Genomic DNA, 18,428 nt, shown 5'->3' with positions numbered 1-18,428 from the left:
CGTCAGCGCTTTCACACCCACGGCGATCACTGCCTTACACTGCCACGATGAAAACCATCCCCCACACCCAAATTGCCGAACCGGCGGTCACCTGCTCGACCTGTGCGGCGTGCTGCTGCCAGCTCGAAGTGATGCTGATCACCGACACCGGCGTACCTGATCGCTTTATCGATACCGATGAATGGGGCGGTGAAGTGATGCTGCGTCTGGACGACGGCTGGTGCGCGGCGCTGGATCGCGACAGCATGATGTGCACGATCTATGAACGACGCCCGCTGATTTGCCGCGAGTTTGAAATGGGCGCGCCGGAGTGCATCGAAGAGCGCCGGGGTATTGCGACAGCCTACCGCTGATTTCTTTGACAACGCAGAAACAACTGTGGGAGCGAGCCTGCTCGCGAAGGCGGTGTGTCAGCCACCATTTGAATTGACTGACACTCGGCTTTCGCGAGCAGGCTCGCTCCCACGTTGGTTCCGCGTAGCGGCGTGTTACAGCGGCATTGTGTAATGCAGCGCGTAGCTTTCTACACCATCGTTGTCGCTGGACAGGCCGGCGTTGGAGTAGTGCGTGGCGCGGATGCCGACTTCGTGGCCGCCGTTGAAGCGCAGGCCGACACCGATGCGGTCTTCGAACTGGAAGGAGCCGCCCAGCTTGTTGCTTTCGTACTCGGTGTTGGAGAAGAACGCCACGCCGATACCCGCTTCCACGTATGGCTTGACCGACTGGCCGGCAAACTCGTAAACGAATACAGGCGAGAACGACAGGCTGTTGTTGCTGGAAGTCTTGTCACCTTCCCAATACGTGTAGGCACCGCTCCAGTAGCCGGTCAGGCGACCCACGTCGCTCTGCAGCCAGCTCTTGTCCCAGTCGAAATTCATGCCTAAGCGATACGTCATTGTCGAATCGCTGGTACCGCCGACGGCGAATTCAACGCCAGCGGCTTGTGCAGAAATGCTTTGCCCCATCAGTGCGGCCGCAATCGCGGCCAAGCAGAATAGTCGCTTCACTTTGAAACTTCCTTTTCCGGAACGATCGTTTGGTTTTTAGTTGCTGCTGTCGCTATAGAAATCCGCGCTTGGTCAGAAGTTCAGCGTTTTTTCAGTTATTTCACATTTTTTTTACAAGTCGAAGTTTTGCACATTCGACGCAGTTTGGCCCAGCAACGGTAGGATTTTTCTGAGGGATTGCGGATCGCCACTGGTCCAGAACTTCACTGGCTGGCTCGGACGTTGCGCCAGCAGATCACGCTCGGCGAGCAAGCGCTGCAACTGCCGGGCCACGGCAGCTCCGGTATCGATCAGGCTGACATCGTCGGCGATCATCGACCTGAGTAACGGCTTGAGGAAGGGATAATGGGTGCAGCCAAGAATGATTGTGTCGCAGTTTTGCGCCAGCAATGGAGCGACGTAACCTTGCAATAAAGTGCGTAATTCGGCGCTGTGCAGATCACCCGTTTCGATCAGTTCGACCAGTCCCGGACAGGGCTGGGTGATGACTTTTATGTCAGCCGCGAAACGATCGAGCAACGCGGCAAACTTTGCGCTCTGCAACGTGCCGGTCGTGGCCAGAACGCCAACCACGCCGCTTCGCGTGGCCGCTGCGGCCGGTTTCACCGCCGGCTCCATGCCGACAATCGGCCAGTCCGGGAAATCACGACGCAGGTCGGCAACACCGGCCACGGTCGCGGTATTGCATGCCAGTACCAAAGCCTTGGCACCCTGCTCGCGAAAAAATCCTGCCATCGCACTGCAACGCTGGCGGATGAATTCCGGGGTTTTCTCGCCGTAAGGAATGTGCCCGCAATCGGCGACGTAAAGCAGCGATTCGTTGGGCAGCAAGCGCTGGATTTCGCCGAGGACCGACAAGCCGCCGACCCCGGAATCGAACACGCCGATCTGCGCTTCACGCATGGCGCGCGCCACAGACGCTGCAGCCCGGATCACGCTTGACTCGTAATTCACGGAAGCGCGAGCCCAAGGCGTCGATCAACAACAGTCGCCCCACCAAGGGTTCGCCAAAGCCGACCAGCACCTTCAACGCTTCCAGCGCCTGCAAGCTGCCGACCAGACCGACCAATGGCCCGACCACGCCGGCCTCGCTGCAGGTCAGTTCGGCTTCGCTGCCGTGTCCGTACAGGCAGTGGTAGCAAGGGCTCTCGCCACGCCGCGGATCGAACACCGACAGCTGCCCTTCCAGACGAATCGCCGCGCCACTGACCAGTGGCTTGCACGCGGCAACACAAGCGGCGTTAACCGCCTCGCGCGTGGAAAAGTTGTCCGAGCAATCGAGCACCAGATCCACCGCCGCCACCGCTGCGGCGAGGGAATCCTCGTCCAGCGCCTGACGATGGGCGATCAGTTGAATCTCTGGATTGATCGCGCCCAGGCGCTTGAGCGCCGAGTCGACCTTGGACATGCCGACACTGTCGGTGTCGTGAATGATCTGCCGTTGCAGGTTGGTCAGATCGACCGTGTCGAAATCCGCCAGATGCAACTCGCCGACGCCCGCTGCCGCCAGATACAACGCCACCGGCGCGCCGAGACCGCCAAGGCCGACGATCAGCACGCGGCTGGCCTTGAGCTTCAGTTGCCCGTCGATGTCGACGTGTTGCAGCAGAATCTGCCGGCTGTAGCGCAGCAATTCCTGATCATTCAGCACGGCAGGCGCCCCAGACTGATGCGTTGATGGCCGCCCAGATCGGTGCGGCTGTGGACTTCTGCAAAGCCACGAGTGAGCAGTAGGTCACGCACGGCTTCGGCCTGATCATACCCGTGTTCGAGCATCAGCCAGCCGCCGGCTTCAAGATGATCCGGCGCCTGCGCAACAATCAGGCGCAGATCGTCGAGGCCATCTTCACCGGCGATCAGCGCACTGGCCGGTTCGAAGCGTACATCGCCCTCGACCAGATGCGGATCGGTGGCGGCAATGTACGGCGGGTTGCTGATGATCAGTTGAAAGCGCTGGCCTTCAAGGGCGCTGAACCAATGGCTGCTCAGCACCGTAGCGTTGTTCAGGTGCAGACGCTGGCGATTGCGTTCGGCCAGGGCCACGGCTTCAAGCACACGATCCACGGCGGTGACTTTCCACGCCGGGCGTTCGCTGGCCAAAGCCAAAGCAATCGCGCCACTGCCGGTGCCCAGATCGAGGACCTTGGCCGGGGTTGTCGGCAGCAGCTCAAGGGCTGCCTCTACCAGCAGTTCGGTGTCCGGGCGCGGAATCAGCGTGTGCGGCGCGACTTCCAGATCGAGTTTCCAGAAACCCTGCTGGCCCAGAATGTAAGCCACCGGCTCGCCACTGCGGCGGCGTTGCAAATACTCGGCAAAGGTCAGCGCAGCCTCGCTCGGCACGATGCGTTCGGGCCAGGTGTGCAGAAAGCTGCGCGACTTGCCCAATGCGGCGGCGAGGAGCAATTCAGCGTCCAGACGCGCAGTCGGCGAGTCCGGCAACTCGGCAGCGCGCAACAGGCTGGCGATGATGGTCATTTATTCACCTATCGCTGCGAGCTGGTCAGCCTGATATTCGGCCAGCAGCGGCTCGATCACGGCTTCGACGCCACCGGCGAGAATTTCATCCAGGGAATACAGGGTCAGGTTGACGCGATGGTCGGTGACCCGGCCCTGAGCGTAGTTGTAGGTGCGGATACGCTCGGAACGATCGCCGGAGCCGACCAGCAACTTGCGCTCACTGGCAATCGCGTTGGCCGCCGCTGCGTTCTGCTGATCGTTGAGTTTCGCCGACAGCCACGCCATCGCCCGGGCACGGTTCTTGTGCTGGGAACGTTCTTCCTGACACTCGACGACGGTGCCGGTCGGGATGTGGGTGATGCGGATCGCCGAATCGGTGGTGTTGACGTGCTGACCACCAGCGCCGGAGGAACGGTAAGTGTCGACACGCAGATCCGCCGGGTTGATCTCGATGGCTTCGCGCTCGTCCGGCTCGGGCAATACCGCCACGGTGCAGGCGGAGGTGTGGATCCGGCCCTGGGATTCGGTGGCGGGGACACGCTGGACGCGGTGTGCGCCGGACTCGAATTTCAGCTTGCCGTAAACGTTGTCGCCTTCGATGCGCGCGATGACTTCTTTATAGCCGCCGTGTTCACCTTCGTTTTCCGAGAGGATCTCGACGCGCCAGCCACGCCGCTCGGCATAACGCGAGTACATGCGGAACAGGTCGCCGGAGAAGATCGCCGCCTCGTCGCCACCGGTGCCGGCGCGAATTTCGAGGAAGACGTTGCGCCCGTCATTCGGATCTTTAGGCAGCAACATGCGCTGCAGATCGGATTCCAGCGTGACCAGCAACTCCTTGGCTTCGCGAACTTCTTCCACGGCCATTTCGCGCATGTCCGGGTCGTTGTCCTTGAGCAGCGCCTGCGCGCCTTCAAGATCGCTTTGCACGCCGAGCAGCTTTTTATAGGCGGCCACTACCGGCTCGAGTTCGGCGTATTCCTTGGAATAGGCGCGGAACTTGGCCTGATCGGCAATGACTTCACCGTCGCCGAGCAGCGCGGTCAGTTCCTCGAAACGGTCCTGGAGAATGTCCAGCTTGTTGAGCAGTGACGCTTTCATTGCGGTTTTTTATCCGAAAAACTATCCGGTGAGCCCTCAAGGGCAAAGAGTTCCTGGGCCATGGCCAGCGCATCGAGGCGGCCTTCGGCAGACAGCTTTTTCAACTGCACGCTGGGCGCATGCAAGAGTTTGTTGGTCAGGCCACGGGCCAGTTGCCCGAGCACGTCTTCGGCGTTGCCGCCGTTGGCCAGCAGACGCAGGGCCTTCTGCAATTCCTCGTCCCGCAGGCGTTCGCTCTGTTGACGATAGGCCTTGAGCACATCGACTGCCGCCAGTTCGCGCAGGCGCACCATGAAATCGTCGGCGCCGACCGAGACCATTTCCTCCGCCGCTTGCGCAGCGCCCTGACGGCTCTTGAGGTTCTCGGCGACCACTTCGTGGAGATCGTCGACGCTGTACAGGTAAACGTCGTCGAGTTCGCCGACTTCCGGCTCGATATCGCGCGGTACGGCAATGTCGACCATGAAGATCGGCTTGTGCTTGCGCAGCTTCAGCGCACTTTCCACTGCACCCTTGCCGAGGATTGGCAACTGGCTGGCGGTCGAACTGATGACGATATCACTGCGCACCAGCTCCGCCGGAATGTCCGAGAGCAGCACCGCGTGAGCCCCAAATTGCTCGGCCAACTGACTGGCGCGCTCCAGCGTGCGGTTGGCAACGACGATGCGCTTGACCCCCAGCTCATGCAAATGGCGCGCGACCAGCGTAATCGTCTCACCGGCACCGATCAGCAGCGCCTGGCTGCGTTGCAGATCGCTGAAAATCTGTTTCGCCAGGCTCACCGCAGCAAACGCCACCGACACCGGGTTCTCGCCGATCGCAGTATCGGTACGCACCTGCTTGGCGGCATTGAACGTCGCCTGAAACAGCCGCCCCAGCAGCGGACCGATGGTGCCGGCCTCGCGGGCCACGGCGTAGGCCGATTTCATCTGACCGAGAATCTGCGGTTCGCCCAACACCAGCGAATCGAGCCCGGAGGCGACGCGCATCATGTGACGAACAGCCGCATCGTCTTCATGCACATAGGCACTGGCGCGCAGTTCGTCGAGGCTCAGATGGTGATAATCGGCCAGCCAGCGCAGCACGACATCGGCCGACAGCTGATCCTGTTCTATATAAAGCTCACTGCGATTGCAGGTGGAGAGGATCGCGGCTTCGCGGCTGTCGGTCAGTCGGCAGAGCTGCTGCAAGGCCTCCACCAGCTGCTCAGGGGTAAAGGCCACGCGCTCGCGGACGTCTACTGAAGCAGTCTTGTGGTTGATACCGAGTGCAAGGAAGGCCATTCAAGGTCGCTGGTGGTGACGTGAAGCCGGCAATTGTCCTACTTCGAAAGATTCAGAACAACTACCGCTGACTATTGTCCCAATCGTCAGCCCCTATAATGGCCACAATTGAGTCTCGGTTATGTTTGGCCGAAGGCTTGTGTCATGATGATCCGACCGCAGGTTAGTCGTCCTCTTCCTATATGAATAGATCTTCCGCGTTGCTCCTCGCTTTTGTCTTCCTCAGCGGCTGCCAGGCCATGGCGCCCGTTGCGCCGGACGGCACCCCGCCGGTCGAAGACACCACGCCCGCACCTGAAAAGCCCAAGGTTTACGGCTCATTCAGCGAGGAAACCGTGTTCAGTCTGCTGAGCGCCGAACTCGCCGGCCAGCGCAATCGTTTCGACATTGCCCTGGACAATTACGTGACCCAGGCCATCAACACCCAGGATCCGGGCGTCTCCGAGCGGGCTTTCCGCATCGCCGAATATCTGGGCGCCGATCAACCGGCCCTCGACACCGCGCTGATCTGGGCGCGCAACGCGCCGGATGATCTCGAAGCGCAACGCGCCGCTGCCGTGCAACTGGCCCGCGCCGGGCGCTACGACGACTCCATGGTCTACATGGAGAAAGTCCTGCAGGGCAAGGGCGACACCCATTTCGATTTCCTCGCGCTGTCGGCGGCCGACACCGATCAGGAAACCCGCAACGGCCTGATGAAAAGCTTCGACCGTTTGCTTGAGCGCCACCCGAACAACAATCAGCTGATTTTCGGCAAGGCTCTGCTGTTGCAGCAGGACGGCGACAATCAAGGTGCGCTGACTCTACTCGAAGACAATCCGCCGGAAGATGGCGAGATCGCACCGATCCTGCTGCGTGCGCGCCTGCTTCAATTGCTCAACCGTGGCGACGAAGCGCTGCCGCTGTTACAGAAAAGCATCAGGAAATACCCGGAAGACAAGCGCCTGCGCCTGACTTACGCGCGCATGCTCGTCGAACAGGACCGCATGGACGACGCCAAGGCCGAATTCTCCACCCTCGTTCAGCAATACCCGGAAGACGACGAACTGCGTTATTCGCTGGCGCTGGTGTGCCTGGAAGCCAAGGCGTGGGAAGAGGCCAAGGGTTATCTGGAAGACCTGATCGCTCGCGAAAGCCATGTCGATTCGGCGCATCTGAATCTCGGCCGGATTGCCGAAGAGCGCAATGACCCGCAAGGCGCGCTCATCGAGTATGCCCAGGTCGGCCCGGGCAATGACTATCTGCCGGCACAGCTGCGTCAGGCCGATATCCTGATGAGCAACGGCAAAACCGCCGAAGCGCAGAGCAAACTGGCGGCCGAGCGTGACGAGCAGCCCGACTACGCGATCCAGCTGTATCTGATCGAATCGGAAACCCTCTCGGCCAATAAACAGGACGACAAGGCCTGGAAGGTTCTGCAACAAGCGCTGCAGAAATACCCGGACGATCTCAATCTGCTTTACACCCGCGCCATGCTCGCGGAGAAACGCAATGATCTGGCGCAAATGGAGAAAGACCTGCGCCTGATCATCAAGCGCGACCCGGACAACGCCATGGCGCTCAATGCACTGGGCTACACCTTGTCCGATCGCACCACCCGCTACGCTGAAGCGAAAACGCTGATCGAGCAGGCGCACCAGATCAATCCGGAAGACCCGGCGGTACTCGACAGCCTCGGCTGGGTGAACTATCGCCTGGGAAATCTGGACGACGCGGAGAAATACCTGCGCCAGGCGCTCGAGCGTTTCCCTGACCACGAAGTCGCCGCGCACCTGGGCGAAGTCCTCTGGGCCAAGGGCAATCAGCGCGAAGCCAAACAAGTGTGGGGCAAGTTCCTCAAGGATCAGCCCGACAGCACCATTCTGCGCAGCACCATCAAGCGCCTGACCGGATCCGAGAATCTTTAAACCATGCTTTTGCGCCACGTTATTGTTTTCAGCTTCATCGCCCTGCTCGCCGGCTGCTCGGGTTTCGGCACTCGCGAATCGGTCGAGGGCCACGGCAGCCCGGCCCAGTGGGCGGCGAATAAACAGCAACTGACCGGCCTCGATGGCTGGCAGATCGACGGAAAGATCGGCATCCGCGCGCCGAAAGATTCCGGCAGCGGCACGCTGTTCTGGCTGCAGCGTCAGGACTACTACGACATTCGCCTGTCCGGCCCGCTGGGTCGTGGCGCGGCGCGCCTGACCGGGCGTCCGGGCAAGGTGTCGCTGGAAGTCGCCAACCAGGGCCGCTACGAATCGCAGTCACCCGAAGCTCTGCTCGAAGAACAGCTGGGCTGGAAATTGCCGGTGTCGAATCTGGCCTGGTGGGTTCGTGGCCTGCCCGCGCCGGAAAGCAAAAGTCGCTTGAATCTGGACGCCGACAGTCATCTGGCCAGCCTTGAGCAGGACGGCTGGAAAGTCGAATACACCGCCTACACCGAACAGAATGGTTATTGGCTGCCCGAGCGCATCAAGCTGCACGGCACCGACCTCGACGTGACGCTGGTGATCAAAACCTGGCAACCGCGCAAGTTGGGGCAATAACGCATGACCGCTGCACGCCTGACCCTGCCCTCGCCGGCCAAACTCAACTTGATGCTGCACATTCTCGGTCGCCGTGAAGACGGTTATCACGAATTGCAGACGCTGTTTCAATTCCTCGATTACGGCGATGAAATCACTTTCGCCGTACGCGATGACGGCGTGATCCAGCTGCACACCGAGTTCGCCGGCGTGCCCCACGACAGCAACCTGATCGTGCGCGCGGCGAAGATGTTGCAGCAACAGTCCGGTTGCGCGCTCGGCATCGACATCTGGATCGACAAAGTCCTGCCCATGGGCGGCGGCATTGGTGGCGGCAGTTCGAATGCGGCGACAACGTTGCTCGGGCTCAACCATTTGTGGCAACTGGGCTGGGATGAAGATCGCCTCGCCGCACTGGGCTTGTCACTGGGCGCCGACGTACCGGTGTTCGTCCGTGGCCATGCGGCGTTTGCCGAGGGCGTCGGCGAGAAACTGACCCCGGTCGACCCCGAAGAACCGTGGTATCTGGTGCTCGTGCCGCAAGTCGCTGTTAGTACGGCAGAAATTTTTTCCGATCCTTTGTTGACACGTAACACACCGCCCATTAAAGTGCGCCCCGTTCCCGAGGGAAACAGTCGAAATGACTGCTTGCCGGTGGTAGCAAGGCGTTATCCAGAGGTACGTAACGCATTGGATTTGTTAGGTAAATTTACCGAAGCAAAGCTCACCGGAACTGGAAGTTGTGTGTTTGGGGGCTTCCCAAGCAAAGCTGAAGCTGATAAAGTCTCGGCCCTTCTGACAGAGACCCTTACAGGGTTTGTAGCGAAAGGAAGCAACGTTTCGATGTTGCATCGCAAGCTGCAAAGTCTGCTCTAAAGGAATCAAGTGCCCGGCACTTGAAAGCAACAGATACAGGGGCGTCGCCAAGCGGTAAGGCAGCAGGTTTTGATCCTGCCATGCGTTGGTTCGAATCCAGCCGCCCCTGCCATTTTCTCTACTCATCCAGGTTACCCTCAGCCTCTAGGTACTGCGCGTGTCCAAGATGATGGTCTTTACGGGGAATGCCAACCCCGATCTGGCTCGGCGTGTCGTACGTCAGCTGCATATCCCTCTCGGTGACATCTCTGTCGGCAAGTTTTCCGACGGCGAAATCACAGCCGAGATCAATGAAAACGTTCGCGGTAAAGACGTCTTCATTATTCAGCCGACCTGCGCTCCGACCAACGATAACCTGATGGAACTGGTAGTGATGGCTGACGCCTTCCGCCGCTCCTCGGCTACTCGTATCACTGCTGTTATTCCTTATTTTGGTTATGCCCGTCAGGATCGCCGTCCGCGTTCCGCACGTGTAGCTATCAGCGCGAAAGTCGTTGCTGACATGCTTACCGTAGTCGGCATCGACCGTGTTCTCACGGTTGATCTGCATGCTGACCAGATTCAGGGCTTCTTCGATATTCCGGTAGATAACATCTACGGCTCCCCGGTTCTGGTGGATGACATTGAAGATCAGCGCTTCGAAAACCTGATGATCGTGTCTCCGGACATTGGTGGCGTCGTGCGTGCACGGGCTGTTGCCAAGTCGCTGGGCGTCGATCTCGGGATCATCGACAAACGCCGTGAGAAAGCCAATCACTCTGAAGTGATGCATATCATCGGTGATGTCGAAGGGCGTACCTGTATTCTCGTCGATGACATGGTCGATACCGCCGGCACCCTGTGCCACGCGGCCAAGGCCCTGAAAGAGCATGGCGCAGCCAAGGTCTTTGCCTACTGCACACACCCTGTGCTGTCGGGCCGGGCCATCGAGAATATCGAAAATTCCGTGCTGGACGAGCTGGTGGTGACCAACACCATCCCGCTGTCCGCTGCAGCACAAGCCTGTGCACGTATCCGTCAACTGGATATCGCACCGGTTGTTGCCGAAGCGGTTCGCCGCATCAGCAATGAAGAATCGATCAGCGCGATGTTCCGTTAAGGGCCCTGCCCTTCGCGAAATGTCTCGTTGACGAAAAGCGCCCCGCCCCGGCATTCCTGTCGGGGCGGGGCTTTTTTGCCCATACCGTGTTCGGCGCTGGTCGCAAACGCCACTCGGTCATGGCTATTTTGGAGATACAAAATGAACGATTTTACTCTGAATGCTGAAGTGCGTTCCGACCTGGGGAAAGGTGCGAGCCGCCGCCTGCGTCGTCTCGCCGCTCTGGTTCCAGCTGTTGTTTACGGTGGCGACAAAGCCCCTGAATCCATCAGCATGCTGGCCAAAGAAGTTGCCAAACTGCTCGAAAACGAAGCGGCTTACAGCCACATCATCGAGCTGAACGTTGGTGGCACCAAGCAGAACGTCATCATCAAGGCTCTGCAGCGTCACCCGGCCAAAGGCCACGTGATGCACGCTGACTTCGTACGCGTTGTTGCCGGCCAGAAACTGACCGCCATCGTGCCTGTACACTTTGTTGGCGAAGAAGCTCCAGTGAAGAAAGGCGGCGAAGTTTCGCACGTTGTTGCTGAAATCGAAGTGACCTGCTTGCCAAAAGATCTGCCTGAGTTCATCGAAGTCGACCTGTCGAAAGCAGAAATCGGCACCATCATCCACCTGTCGGACCTCAAAGCTCCTAAAGGTGTTGAGTTCGTTGCTCTGGCACACGGCGATGACAAGGCTGTTGCCAACGTCCACGCTCCACGTGTTGCTGCAGAACCTACCGAAGAAGGCGCAGCAGAGTAATTCACTCTGTCATGCCGGAGTGAGCAAGTAACATCGCGGACTGGAACGTAGCGAGAAAGCGGGCGAGAACGCGGAGTTTACATCCATGGTAAATGAGCATTTTTCGTCCACTTTCGCCGCTTTCCCCGATCGCGGCGATGTTATCCACCACTCCAAGGAAGGGCCCCTATCGTGACTGCCATCAAACTGATCGTTGGCCTGGGAAATCCAGGCGCTGAATACGAACAGACCCGGCATAACGCAGGGGCCCTTTTTGTTGAGCGCATCGCCCACGCACAGAATGTGAATCTTGTGGCCGATCGCAAATATTTCGGCCTGACCGGGCGCTACTCGCATCAGGGTCAGGATGTTCGTCTGCTGATTCCCACCACTTACATGAACCGCAGCGGCCAGGCCGTGGCGGCACTCGCCGGTTTCTTCCGCATCAAGCCTGAAGAAATCCTCGTGGCGCATGACGAACTCGACTTGCCTCCGGGCGTTGCCAAGCTCAAGCAGGGCGGCGGCCATGGCGGTCACAACGGGTTGCGCGACATCATTGCGCAACTGGGCAATCAGAATACGTTCTACCGCCTGCGGCTTGGCATCGGCCACCCGGGCGTTGCCAGTATGGTTTCAAATTTCGTCCTGGGTCGTGCGCCACGCGCCGAACAGGAAAAACTCGATGCCAGCATCGACTTTGCCCTCGGCGTGCTGCCGGATATCCTCGCCGGGGAATGGAACCGCGCGATGAAAAACCTGCACAGCCAGAAGGCCTGACTTTTACCCGAGGGGAAACACCATGGGATTCAATTGCGGCATCGTCGGCCTGCCTAACGTCGGCAAGTCCACCCTGTTCAACGCCCTGACCAAATCCGGTATCGCGGCCGAGAACTTCCCCTTCTGCACCATCGAGCCGAACAGCGGCATCGTGCCGATGCCGGATCCGCGCCTGGAAGCTCTGGCGGCCATCGTCAATCCGAAGCGCATCCTGCCGACCACCATGGAATTCGTCGACATCGCCGGCCTCGTCGCCGGCGCCTCGAAAGGTGAAGGTCTGGGCAACAAGTTCCTGGCCAACATCCGTGAAACCGACGCTATCGCTCACGTGGTGCGCTGCTTCGAAGACGACAACGTGATTCACGTTTCCAACAGCGTCGACCCGAAACGCGACATCGAAATCATCGACCTGGAACTGATCTTCGCCGACCTCGACAGCTGCGAGAAGCAACTGCAGAAAGTCGCGCGCAACGCCAAGGGCGGTGACAAGGACGCTGTGGTTCAGAAGGCGCTGCTCGAGCAATTGATCGCGCACTTCACCGAAGCCAAACCGGCACGCAGCCTGATGAAGAACATGAGCGCGGATGAGAAAGCCGTTATCAAGGGCTTCCACCTGCTGACCACCAAACCGGTCATGTACATCGCCAACGTTGCCGAAGACGGTTTCGAGAACAACCCGCACCTGGACGTGGTCAAGGCCATCGCTGAAGAAGAAGGCGCCATGGTCGTTCCGGTGTGCAACAAGATCGAAGCGGAAATCGCCGAGCTCGACGACGGCGAAGAGAAGGACATGTTCCTCGAGGCCTTGGGCCTGGAAGAGCCTGGCCTGAACCGCGTGATCCGCGCCGGCTACGAAATGCTCCACCTGCAGACCTACTTCACCGCTGGTGTCGAAGAAGTCCGCGCCTGGACCGTCAAGGTCGGTGCCACCGCACCACAGGCCGCCGGCGTGATCCACACCGACTTCGAAAAAGGCTTCATCCGTGCCGAAGTCATCGCCTACAACGACTTCATCCAGTACATGGGCGAAGCCGGCGCCAAAGAAGCCGGCAAATGGCGTCTGGAAGGCAAGGATTACATCGTCAAGGACGGCGACGTGATGCACTTCCGTTTCAACGTCTAAGCAACAGCCGCACAAGAAAAAGCCGCGTTTGATACGCGGCTTTTTTGTGCCTGAAATTCAGTGACTGAGTACATTTCCCTGTGGGAGCGAGCCTGCTCGCGAACGCGGCGTGTCATCTAAGGATTCGTCAACTGACACACCCATTCGCGAGCAGGCTCGCTCCCACAGTTCGATTCGTCTGTTCAGGGCTTTCTGGTACGCGGTAAAAAGATCGCCAACACACCAAACAACGGCAGGAACGAGCACAGGAAATACACGTACTCAATCCCGTGCACATCCGCCAGATGCCCGAGCAGCGCTGCGCCAATCCCGCCGAAACCGAACATCAGGCCGAAGAAGATCCCGGCAATCATCCCGACATTGCCCGGCACCAGTTCCTGCGCGTACACCACGATCGCCGAGAATGCCGAAGCGAGAATGAAGCCGATCACCACGCTGAGAATGCTGGTCCAGAACAGATCGACATGCGGCAGGATCAAGGTGAACGGCGCGACGCCGAGGATGGAAAACCAGATCACTGCCTTACGCCCGATCTTGTCGCCAATCGGCCCGCCGAAGAACGTCCCCGCCGCCACTGCGCCCAGGAAAAGGAACAAGTGCAGCTGCGAGCTGGCAACCGACAGGTCGAACTTCTCGATCAGGTAGAAGGTGAAGTAACTGGTGAAACTGGCCATGTAGAAATACTTGGAGAACACCAGCAGCCCGAGCACCACCAGCGCACTGGTCACCCTGCCCTTCGACAAGCCGTGCGTCGCCGCCTGGCCGGCCTTGAGCTTGAACAAGTTGAGGTGATTGGCGTACCAGCGGCTGATGCGGTACAGCACAAACAGCGCAAAAACCGCGAACAGGCCAAACCACGCCACATTGCCTTGGCCGAAGGGAATGATGATCGCTGCCGCCAGCAACGGACCGAACGCGGAGCCGGCATTGCCGCCGACCTGAAAGGTCGATTGCGCCAGACCAAACCGGCCGCCCGAAGCCAGCCGCGCAACACGCGAGGCTTCCGGGTGAAAGGTCGACGAGCCGATACCAATCAGCGCCGCCGCCAGCAGAATCAATGGGAAGCTGCCGACCACTGACATCATCAGAATGCCGATCAACGTACACACCGTACCCGCCGGCAACAGCCACGGTTTGGGGTGGCGATCAGTGTGATAACCGACCCACGGCTGCAACAGCGACGCGGTCAACTGGAAGGTCAAGGTGATCAGGCCGACCTGGGTGAAGGTCAGGCCATAGTTGGCTTTGAGCATCGGGTAGATCGACGGCAGGACCGACTGGATCAGGTCATTGATCAGATGCGCCAGCGCCACCGCGCCGATGATGCGCATCACCAAGGGGCTGCTTTGCGGAGCAGCGGTCGCCGAGGCAGCGGCGGTCTGAACGTTGCTGATAGCCATGGAAAATTCCGGACAGCAGATGGGTGCCCGCAGGCAGGTGCGTCAATGTGCCATTTTTCGGTGCGCTCGCGCTATCCCCTTAGGCAGCTAACTAACTGACTGGTCGTCGACCGCAAGGTGATAGCGCAACGCCATGGTCTGAATCTTGCCTTGCTTCTGCCCTTGAACACGATCGCCTTACAAAGGCGCTCGACAATGGGAAGTTTCGCTACAGAGCCGGCCTACAGAGCGGGCATGGGTGAACTTTCGAGGCCTTTTAGAGGGCACAGGTCGCAGCCGAAAGGTTCGCGATGCACGCCAATGGTGCGTGGTGTCCAGAGGAGTCATGAGGCATGCAGGCTTTCCTTTCACCGGGGATCAAATTGCTGGGGCGGTTTGGCTTCGCAGGTAAATTCCAATTATTGTTTCTGCTGTTCATTCTGCCGCTGGCCGGCAGCCTGTTGATGATCGGCCATGACTATCGCGAGAAGCTCAATCTGATCTCCGGCGAACGTGCCGGTGTGCGTCAATTGCTCGCGCTGGATGCGCTGGACAACCTGCTCGCCGCGCAACGCGACCGCGCCGCCCGCTGGCGCGCCACCGAGACCAATCGTCAGCCGACACCGGCCACCCTCGCCGCCATGGCTGCCTTCGACGGCGTGCAACCGGCGGTGCTGCAAGCCACCACCGAGCTGGGCAATGCTCTAAACCAGCAAGGCGCCGACGGCGCAATCCTCGAACGCTTTCAGGCGCTGCAAACCGCACTCAATGGCCTTGATTCGAAAAGCCTCAGCAGTGTCGGCTGGTGGCCGGACGGTTATGACCGTTTCACCAATGCCTTGGGCGCGCTGCAAGCCTTGCGCGAGCAGATCGTCATGGACAATCGCCTGACCCTCGCGCCGTGGCTGGAAACCTACCTGCTGACGCAGATTTCCACACAACATGCGCCGGACCTGATCGAGCGAGTCGGCCGTCTGGCGGCGGTCGGTCAGGCCTCAGTCGTTTCCGGCCAGTTCACCCTGCAGAGCCGCTTGCAGTTGCGCGACCTGCGCAGCCGCATCGGGGACGCCCGCGAGCAACTGGTGAAAACCGCCGGCCTGCTGGAGGCGCGTCTGCCAGCCGAGCTGCAAGCCTGGGCCGGTCAGTATCACGACAGCCTGAAACACCTCGACAGCGGCCTGAAAGTCCTCGACGACGGTGTGTTTGGCGGCAGCATCAACCTCAAGCCAGAGGACTTCGAACGCAGCCTCGACGCGCTGCTCACCGACCTCGCTTCCCTGCGCCAGCAATCCCTGGTCGCGCTGGATCAGCGGCTCAATGCTTATTACAGCTCGGCGATCCGCCAGTTCATTGTTGTCGCCGCAATCTTCGGTTGCCTGCTGCTGGCCGCGTTGTACCTGTTCGTCTGCCTGCAAGCCTCGATCCGCCGCAGTGCCAGCGGCATCACCTTGCTCGCCGAAGCCTTGCGCGACGGCAACCTGAGCCTGCAAGTGCCGGTGGTGGGGCGCGATGAACTGGCAGCGATCAGCACCGCGCTCAACGTCGCCGTGGTGCAATTGCGCAGCAGCATGCTTGGCGTCGACCACGAGACCTCGCAGTTGAGCAACGCGGTACGCAGCCTCAACCAACACTCCAGCGGCGCCCTCGGTGAAGTTGAGGCGCAGCAGTTGCAGATCAGCCAGATCGCAGCTGCCGCCACGCAATTGGCCGCGACCTCGCAAGGCGTCGCGCAGAGTTGCGAACAGGCCTCCGGCAGCGCCCAGCAGACCCGGCGCATCGCCGCCGACAGCAGCCGCGACAGCCAGCGCACCACGGCCAGCATTCAGCAGCTCAATCAGCGCCTGAACGACACCGCCGCCGCGCTTGGCCGGGTCAGCGAGCAAGGCCAGCAGATTCAACTGGTCGTGGACACCATTCGCGGCGTCGCCGAGCAGACCAACCTGCTCGCGCTCAACGCCGCCATCGAGGCCGCCCGCGCCGGCGAACAGGGTCGCGGTTTTGCCGTGGTTGCCGACGAGGTGCGCAGCCTCTCGCAACGCACGCAATCGTCCACCGCGCAGATCGCCGGCACCGTCGACAGCCTGCGCGCCACGGTCAACGAAGCGGTGAGCCTGATGGAAGCCGCCTGTGGTCAGGCGCAATCGGATGCCGAAGCGGTCACCGGACTCGGAGAGCGCCTGGGAGAAATCGCCAGCGCCGTACAGAGCGTCACCGACACCCTGGCGCAAATCGCCACAGCGGTTGAAGAACAGGCCAGCACCGCCGACGAAGTCAGCGGCAATATCCAGCAGGTCGATCAAGCGGCGGTGCGTTTGCTTGAAGGCGCACGCGCCGTAAACCTCGCGGCGGACACCTTGAGCCAGGGCAGCGAGGCCCTGAGCGCCAATACCGCCAGATTCCAACTGCGCTGACGCCCTCCCCGGCCCCGATTTTCGGGGCTGGAGGATAAGCGGTTGAAAACAGGAAGAAATATTTTCGATTTACGCTTGACGCTTTGCCATTTCAGGGGAATAATGCGCGCCACTTGGCTACATAGCTCAGTTGGTTAGAGCATAGCATTCATAATGCTGGGGTCCGGGGTTCAAGTCCCTGTGTAGCCACCAAGTACTAAAAACGGCTTACCGAAAGGTAGGCCGTTTTTTTATGCCTCGAGAAAAGTTGCGCTCCGCTTCACTCGCAACCTACCGCTTGATGTCAGCGAATCAATTCCACGTGCCCCATCAGAGAAATGCCGCAGGGAAAAAATCAGAAAGCCCGACATCGAGCCGGGCTTCTTATTACCACGGTGGATCACGCTGCTGTGTGTTCCTGATCATCCTGACTGTGAGCGACCACCTTCGACAAACCGAGCCCCACAGCAGACAGCACCTTCAGTAGCGTAGAAAGGCCTGGGTTTCCATCTGCTGAAAATTGGCGGTAAAGATTGCCTCTATTGAGTCCGGTTGCGTTGGAGACAGCGGCAAAACCGCCTCTCGCTTCCACCACACGTTGCACCGCGGTGAGAAACACAGACTCACCGCCCTCTTCATCAATTTCTTCCAATGCTGCAACGAGATATTCGAGAGCGAAATTCTCGTGCGTGCGCAGCATTTCGAGAACACTGTCCTCGTGATTGCCTACGCTTTTCATTGAGCTACCTCTGCAGCGCCTTCCAGATTTCTTTTGATTGATCGATGTCGTGTTGCTGCCTTTGTTTTGTTCCACCGCCCAGCAAAAGTGAAGCCCCTCCTGGCAACCGTACAGAAACCATCCTCAGGCAACGCCGTGTAGGCTGTCGACCTGAATAATCTGTAAGAGAAATCCGGCGTAGTCAGCGATTCAAAGGAAAAGACTACAGGCGCGACCGACAATGGTTTTGCCTGAATCAGGCGCAAAACCGCTGGACTGAGATAGCCCTGTAGGAAGCAGGCTTTGCTCACGTAAGAACTGGATTTTTCATCACTTCAAGCACCCGCCCCTCTCTCCCCGAATTGCCCTTCGACCGACAAGCTCCCCTGGCTCGATTCAGCGCCATGCAGGGAGTTGGCATGCGTCAATACAAATACCTTCTCGACGATGACTGGTTATTAAATCCGTATAGCGGTGGCAGGGCCTGGTTTACTTTGCTTCCACCGAAAGCACCGGAGCCGGTGTACATCGAGAAGGATGAGTGGCCTGCGCCCAAGCCACGCGAAGACAGGGTCTTTGCCAAGTCCTGCACGCCGGACAACTGGTGTCGCGCGGACGCTGGCACTGCCGAGGAGCCAGCCAGCAACTTCGGCAAGATCATGGTCGCCGGCGCCATGCTCATGCCCTCCGCCAGCACCGCGATCGCGACGGCAATAGGCGCCGACCTGGCTTTGGGGCGTCTGGCCGGCGGCGGGATTTTGCAACAGCGCCTGAGCTGGGCCATCCGTGGCGCCGGCGGGCCGGCCAGCGTGTTGTGCTGGGAATGCTGCCGAGCAAAATGGCCGACGGCACGCTTCACACGACTAAGAACTAAGAAAATAGCACCGCCTGAGCTACCGCTTTCGCGAACAGGCTCGCTCCCACAAGGACATCGTTTTCGGCCAATCGATTGGCGCGGCCGCTGAGCGGGAGTGCTGTAATCCCCACG

18 protein-coding genes and 2 tRNA genes are annotated in these 18,428 nt (G+C 59.8%); 12 read left to right on the top strand and 8 right to left on the bottom strand.

Features of this window, described 5'->3' with window-relative positions:
• Positions 1-47: 47 nt before the first annotated feature.
• Positions 48-353, top strand: coding sequence for a YkgJ family cysteine cluster protein (locus tag J5M66_RS19080; protein ID WP_024014290.1), 306 nt, complete (start codon positions 48-50; stop codon positions 351-353).
• A gap of 135 nt (positions 354-488) precedes the next feature.
• Here J5M66_RS19080 and J5M66_RS19075 read toward each other — a convergent pair whose 3' ends face one another.
• From J5M66_RS19075 to hemA, 6 genes are all read right to left on the bottom strand, one after another.
• Positions 489-1,007, bottom strand: coding sequence for an acyloxyacyl hydrolase (locus tag J5M66_RS19075; protein WP_073473508.1), 519 nt, complete (start codon positions 1,005-1,007; stop codon positions 489-491).
• A gap of 111 nt (positions 1,008-1,118) precedes the next feature.
• Positions 1,119-1,910 carry a glutamate racemase gene (murI, locus tag J5M66_RS19070; RefSeq protein WP_207809683.1) on the bottom strand — a complete coding sequence of 264 codons (792 nt, stop codon included), beginning with the start codon at positions 1,908-1,910 and terminating at the stop codon, positions 1,119-1,121.
• The gene (locus tag J5M66_RS19065; RefSeq protein WP_123444162.1) at positions 1,903-2,658 is read right to left on the bottom strand and encodes a molybdopterin-synthase adenylyltransferase MoeB; all 756 of its coding nucleotides are present in this window, start codon (positions 2,656-2,658) and stop codon (positions 1,903-1,905) included. The genes murI and J5M66_RS19065 overlap by 8 nt, the downstream gene beginning before the upstream one ends.
• A complete protein-coding gene (gene prmC, locus J5M66_RS19060; protein ID WP_207809681.1) occupies positions 2,652-3,482 on the bottom strand; it encodes a peptide chain release factor N(5)-glutamine methyltransferase in 831 nt (276 codons plus the stop codon). The genes J5M66_RS19065 and prmC overlap by 7 nt, the downstream gene beginning before the upstream one ends.
• Complete coding sequence (prfA, locus tag J5M66_RS19055; RefSeq protein WP_016773210.1) at positions 3,483-4,565, bottom strand: peptide chain release factor 1; 1,083 nt, start codon at positions 4,563-4,565, stop codon at positions 3,483-3,485.
• Entirely contained in the window at positions 4,562-5,848 is a 1,287-nt protein-coding gene (gene hemA / locus J5M66_RS19050) for a glutamyl-tRNA reductase (protein WP_016773209.1), read from the bottom strand. Before hemA ends, prfA begins: the two co-directional genes overlap by 4 nt.
• 182 nt (positions 5,849-6,030) lie before the next feature.
• Here hemA and J5M66_RS19045 point away from each other — a divergent pair, with 182 nt between their 5' ends.
• The 8 genes from J5M66_RS19045 (at position 6,031) to ychF (ending at position 12,953) form a co-directional block, all read left to right on the top strand.
• Positions 6,031-7,755: a tetratricopeptide repeat protein gene (locus J5M66_RS19045; RefSeq protein WP_207809679.1), complete on the top strand. Its 1,725-nt coding sequence runs from the start codon at positions 6,031-6,033 to the stop codon at positions 7,753-7,755.
• A gap of 3 nt (positions 7,756-7,758) precedes the next feature.
• Positions 7,759-8,376 carry a lipoprotein insertase outer membrane protein LolB gene (gene lolB, locus J5M66_RS19040; RefSeq protein ID WP_207809677.1) on the top strand — a complete coding sequence of 206 codons (618 nt, stop codon included), beginning with the start codon at positions 7,759-7,761 and terminating at the stop codon, positions 8,374-8,376.
• 3 nt (positions 8,377-8,379) lie between these two features.
• Positions 8,380-9,231: a 4-(cytidine 5'-diphospho)-2-C-methyl-D-erythritol kinase gene (ispE, locus tag J5M66_RS19035; protein WP_186569147.1), complete on the top strand. Its 852-nt coding sequence runs from the start codon at positions 8,380-8,382 to the stop codon at positions 9,229-9,231.
• Positions 9,232-9,268: 37 nt separating this feature from the next.
• Positions 9,269-9,343 (top strand) — tRNA-Gln (locus tag J5M66_RS19030).
• 45 nt (positions 9,344-9,388) lie between these two features.
• A complete protein-coding gene (locus tag J5M66_RS19025; RefSeq protein WP_003171603.1) occupies positions 9,389-10,330 on the top strand; it encodes a ribose-phosphate pyrophosphokinase in 942 nt (313 codons plus the stop codon).
• A gap of 141 nt (positions 10,331-10,471) precedes the next feature.
• Positions 10,472-11,074 carry a 50S ribosomal protein L25/general stress protein Ctc gene (locus J5M66_RS19020; protein WP_016773204.1) on the top strand — a complete coding sequence of 201 codons (603 nt, stop codon included), beginning with the start codon at positions 10,472-10,474 and terminating at the stop codon, positions 11,072-11,074.
• Positions 11,075-11,245: 171 nt separating this feature from the next.
• Positions 11,246-11,830 carry an aminoacyl-tRNA hydrolase gene (gene pth, locus J5M66_RS19015; RefSeq protein WP_016773203.1) on the top strand — a complete coding sequence of 195 codons (585 nt, stop codon included), beginning with the start codon at positions 11,246-11,248 and terminating at the stop codon, positions 11,828-11,830.
• A gap of 22 nt (positions 11,831-11,852) precedes the next feature.
• A complete protein-coding gene (ychF, locus tag J5M66_RS19010) occupies positions 11,853-12,953 on the top strand; it encodes a redox-regulated ATPase YchF (protein ID WP_207809675.1) in 1,101 nt (366 codons plus the stop codon).
• Between the two features lie 182 nt (positions 12,954-13,135).
• Here ychF and J5M66_RS19005 read toward each other — a convergent pair whose 3' ends face one another.
• Positions 13,136-14,353: an MFS transporter gene (locus J5M66_RS19005; protein ID WP_024014299.1), complete on the bottom strand. Its 1,218-nt coding sequence runs from the start codon at positions 14,351-14,353 to the stop codon at positions 13,136-13,138.
• Between the two features lie 332 nt (positions 14,354-14,685).
• Here J5M66_RS19005 and J5M66_RS19000 point away from each other — a divergent pair, with 332 nt between their 5' ends.
• Entirely contained in the window at positions 14,686-16,743 is a 2,058-nt protein-coding gene (locus tag J5M66_RS19000; RefSeq protein ID WP_207809673.1) for a methyl-accepting chemotaxis protein, read from the top strand.
• Between the two features lie 115 nt (positions 16,744-16,858).
• Positions 16,859-16,935 (top strand) — tRNA-Met (locus J5M66_RS18995).
• Positions 16,936-17,122: 187 nt separating this feature from the next.
• Here J5M66_RS18995 and J5M66_RS18990 read toward each other — a convergent pair.
• A complete protein-coding gene (locus tag J5M66_RS18990; protein WP_207809671.1) occupies positions 17,123-17,461 on the bottom strand; it encodes a DNA-binding protein in 339 nt (112 codons plus the stop codon).
• A 398-nt stretch (positions 17,462-17,859) separates the two neighbouring features.
• On the opposite strand from J5M66_RS18990, the gene J5M66_RS18985 reads away from it, so the two are divergent.
• The gene (locus J5M66_RS18985) at positions 17,860-18,405 is read left to right on the top strand and encodes a hypothetical protein (protein ID WP_243432977.1); all 546 of its coding nucleotides are present in this window, start codon (positions 17,860-17,862) and stop codon (positions 18,403-18,405) included.
• Positions 18,406-18,428 lie beyond the last annotated feature (23 nt).

This window comes from Pseudomonas sp. 67(2021), assembly GCF_017491835.1.
Taxonomy (GTDB): domain Bacteria; phylum Pseudomonadota; class Gammaproteobacteria; order Pseudomonadales; family Pseudomonadaceae; genus Aquipseudomonas; species Aquipseudomonas atacamensis.
This window is presented reverse-complemented; position numbering and strand designations above follow the sequence as displayed.

Coding starts and splice junctions, on each gene's coding strand:
- J5M66_RS19080 (WP_024014290.1), top strand. CDS start 48: ATGAAAACCATCCCCCACACCCAAATTGCCGAACCGGCGGTCACCTGC.
- murI (WP_207809683.1), bottom strand. CDS start 1,910: ATGCGTGAAGCGCAGATCGGCGTGTTCGATTCCGGGGTCGGCGGCTTG.
- prmC (WP_207809681.1), bottom strand. CDS start 3,482: ATGACCATCATCGCCAGCCTGTTGCGCGCTGCCGAGTTGCCGGACTCG.
- prfA (WP_016773210.1), bottom strand. CDS start 4,565: ATGAAAGCGTCACTGCTCAACAAGCTGGACATTCTCCAGGACCGTTTC.
- hemA (WP_016773209.1), bottom strand. CDS start 5,848: ATGGCCTTCCTTGCACTCGGTATCAACCACAAGACTGCTTCAGTAGAC.
- J5M66_RS19045 (WP_207809679.1), top strand. CDS start 6,031: ATGAATAGATCTTCCGCGTTGCTCCTCGCTTTTGTCTTCCTCAGCGGC.
- lolB (WP_207809677.1), top strand. CDS start 7,759: ATGCTTTTGCGCCACGTTATTGTTTTCAGCTTCATCGCCCTGCTCGCC.
- ispE (WP_186569147.1), top strand. CDS start 8,380: ATGACCGCTGCACGCCTGACCCTGCCCTCGCCGGCCAAACTCAACTTG.
- J5M66_RS19020 (WP_016773204.1), top strand. CDS start 10,472: ATGAACGATTTTACTCTGAATGCTGAAGTGCGTTCCGACCTGGGGAAA.
- ychF (WP_207809675.1), top strand. CDS start 11,853: ATGGGATTCAATTGCGGCATCGTCGGCCTGCCTAACGTCGGCAAGTCC.
- J5M66_RS19005 (WP_024014299.1), bottom strand. CDS start 14,353: ATGGCTATCAGCAACGTTCAGACCGCCGCTGCCTCGGCGACCGCTGCT.
- J5M66_RS19000 (WP_207809673.1), top strand. CDS start 14,686: ATGCAGGCTTTCCTTTCACCGGGGATCAAATTGCTGGGGCGGTTTGGC.
- J5M66_RS18990 (WP_207809671.1), bottom strand. CDS start 17,461: ATGAAAAGCGTAGGCAATCACGAGGACAGTGTTCTCGAAATGCTGCGC.
- J5M66_RS18985 (WP_243432977.1), top strand. CDS start 17,860: ATGCGTCAATACAAATACCTTCTCGACGATGACTGGTTATTAAATCCG.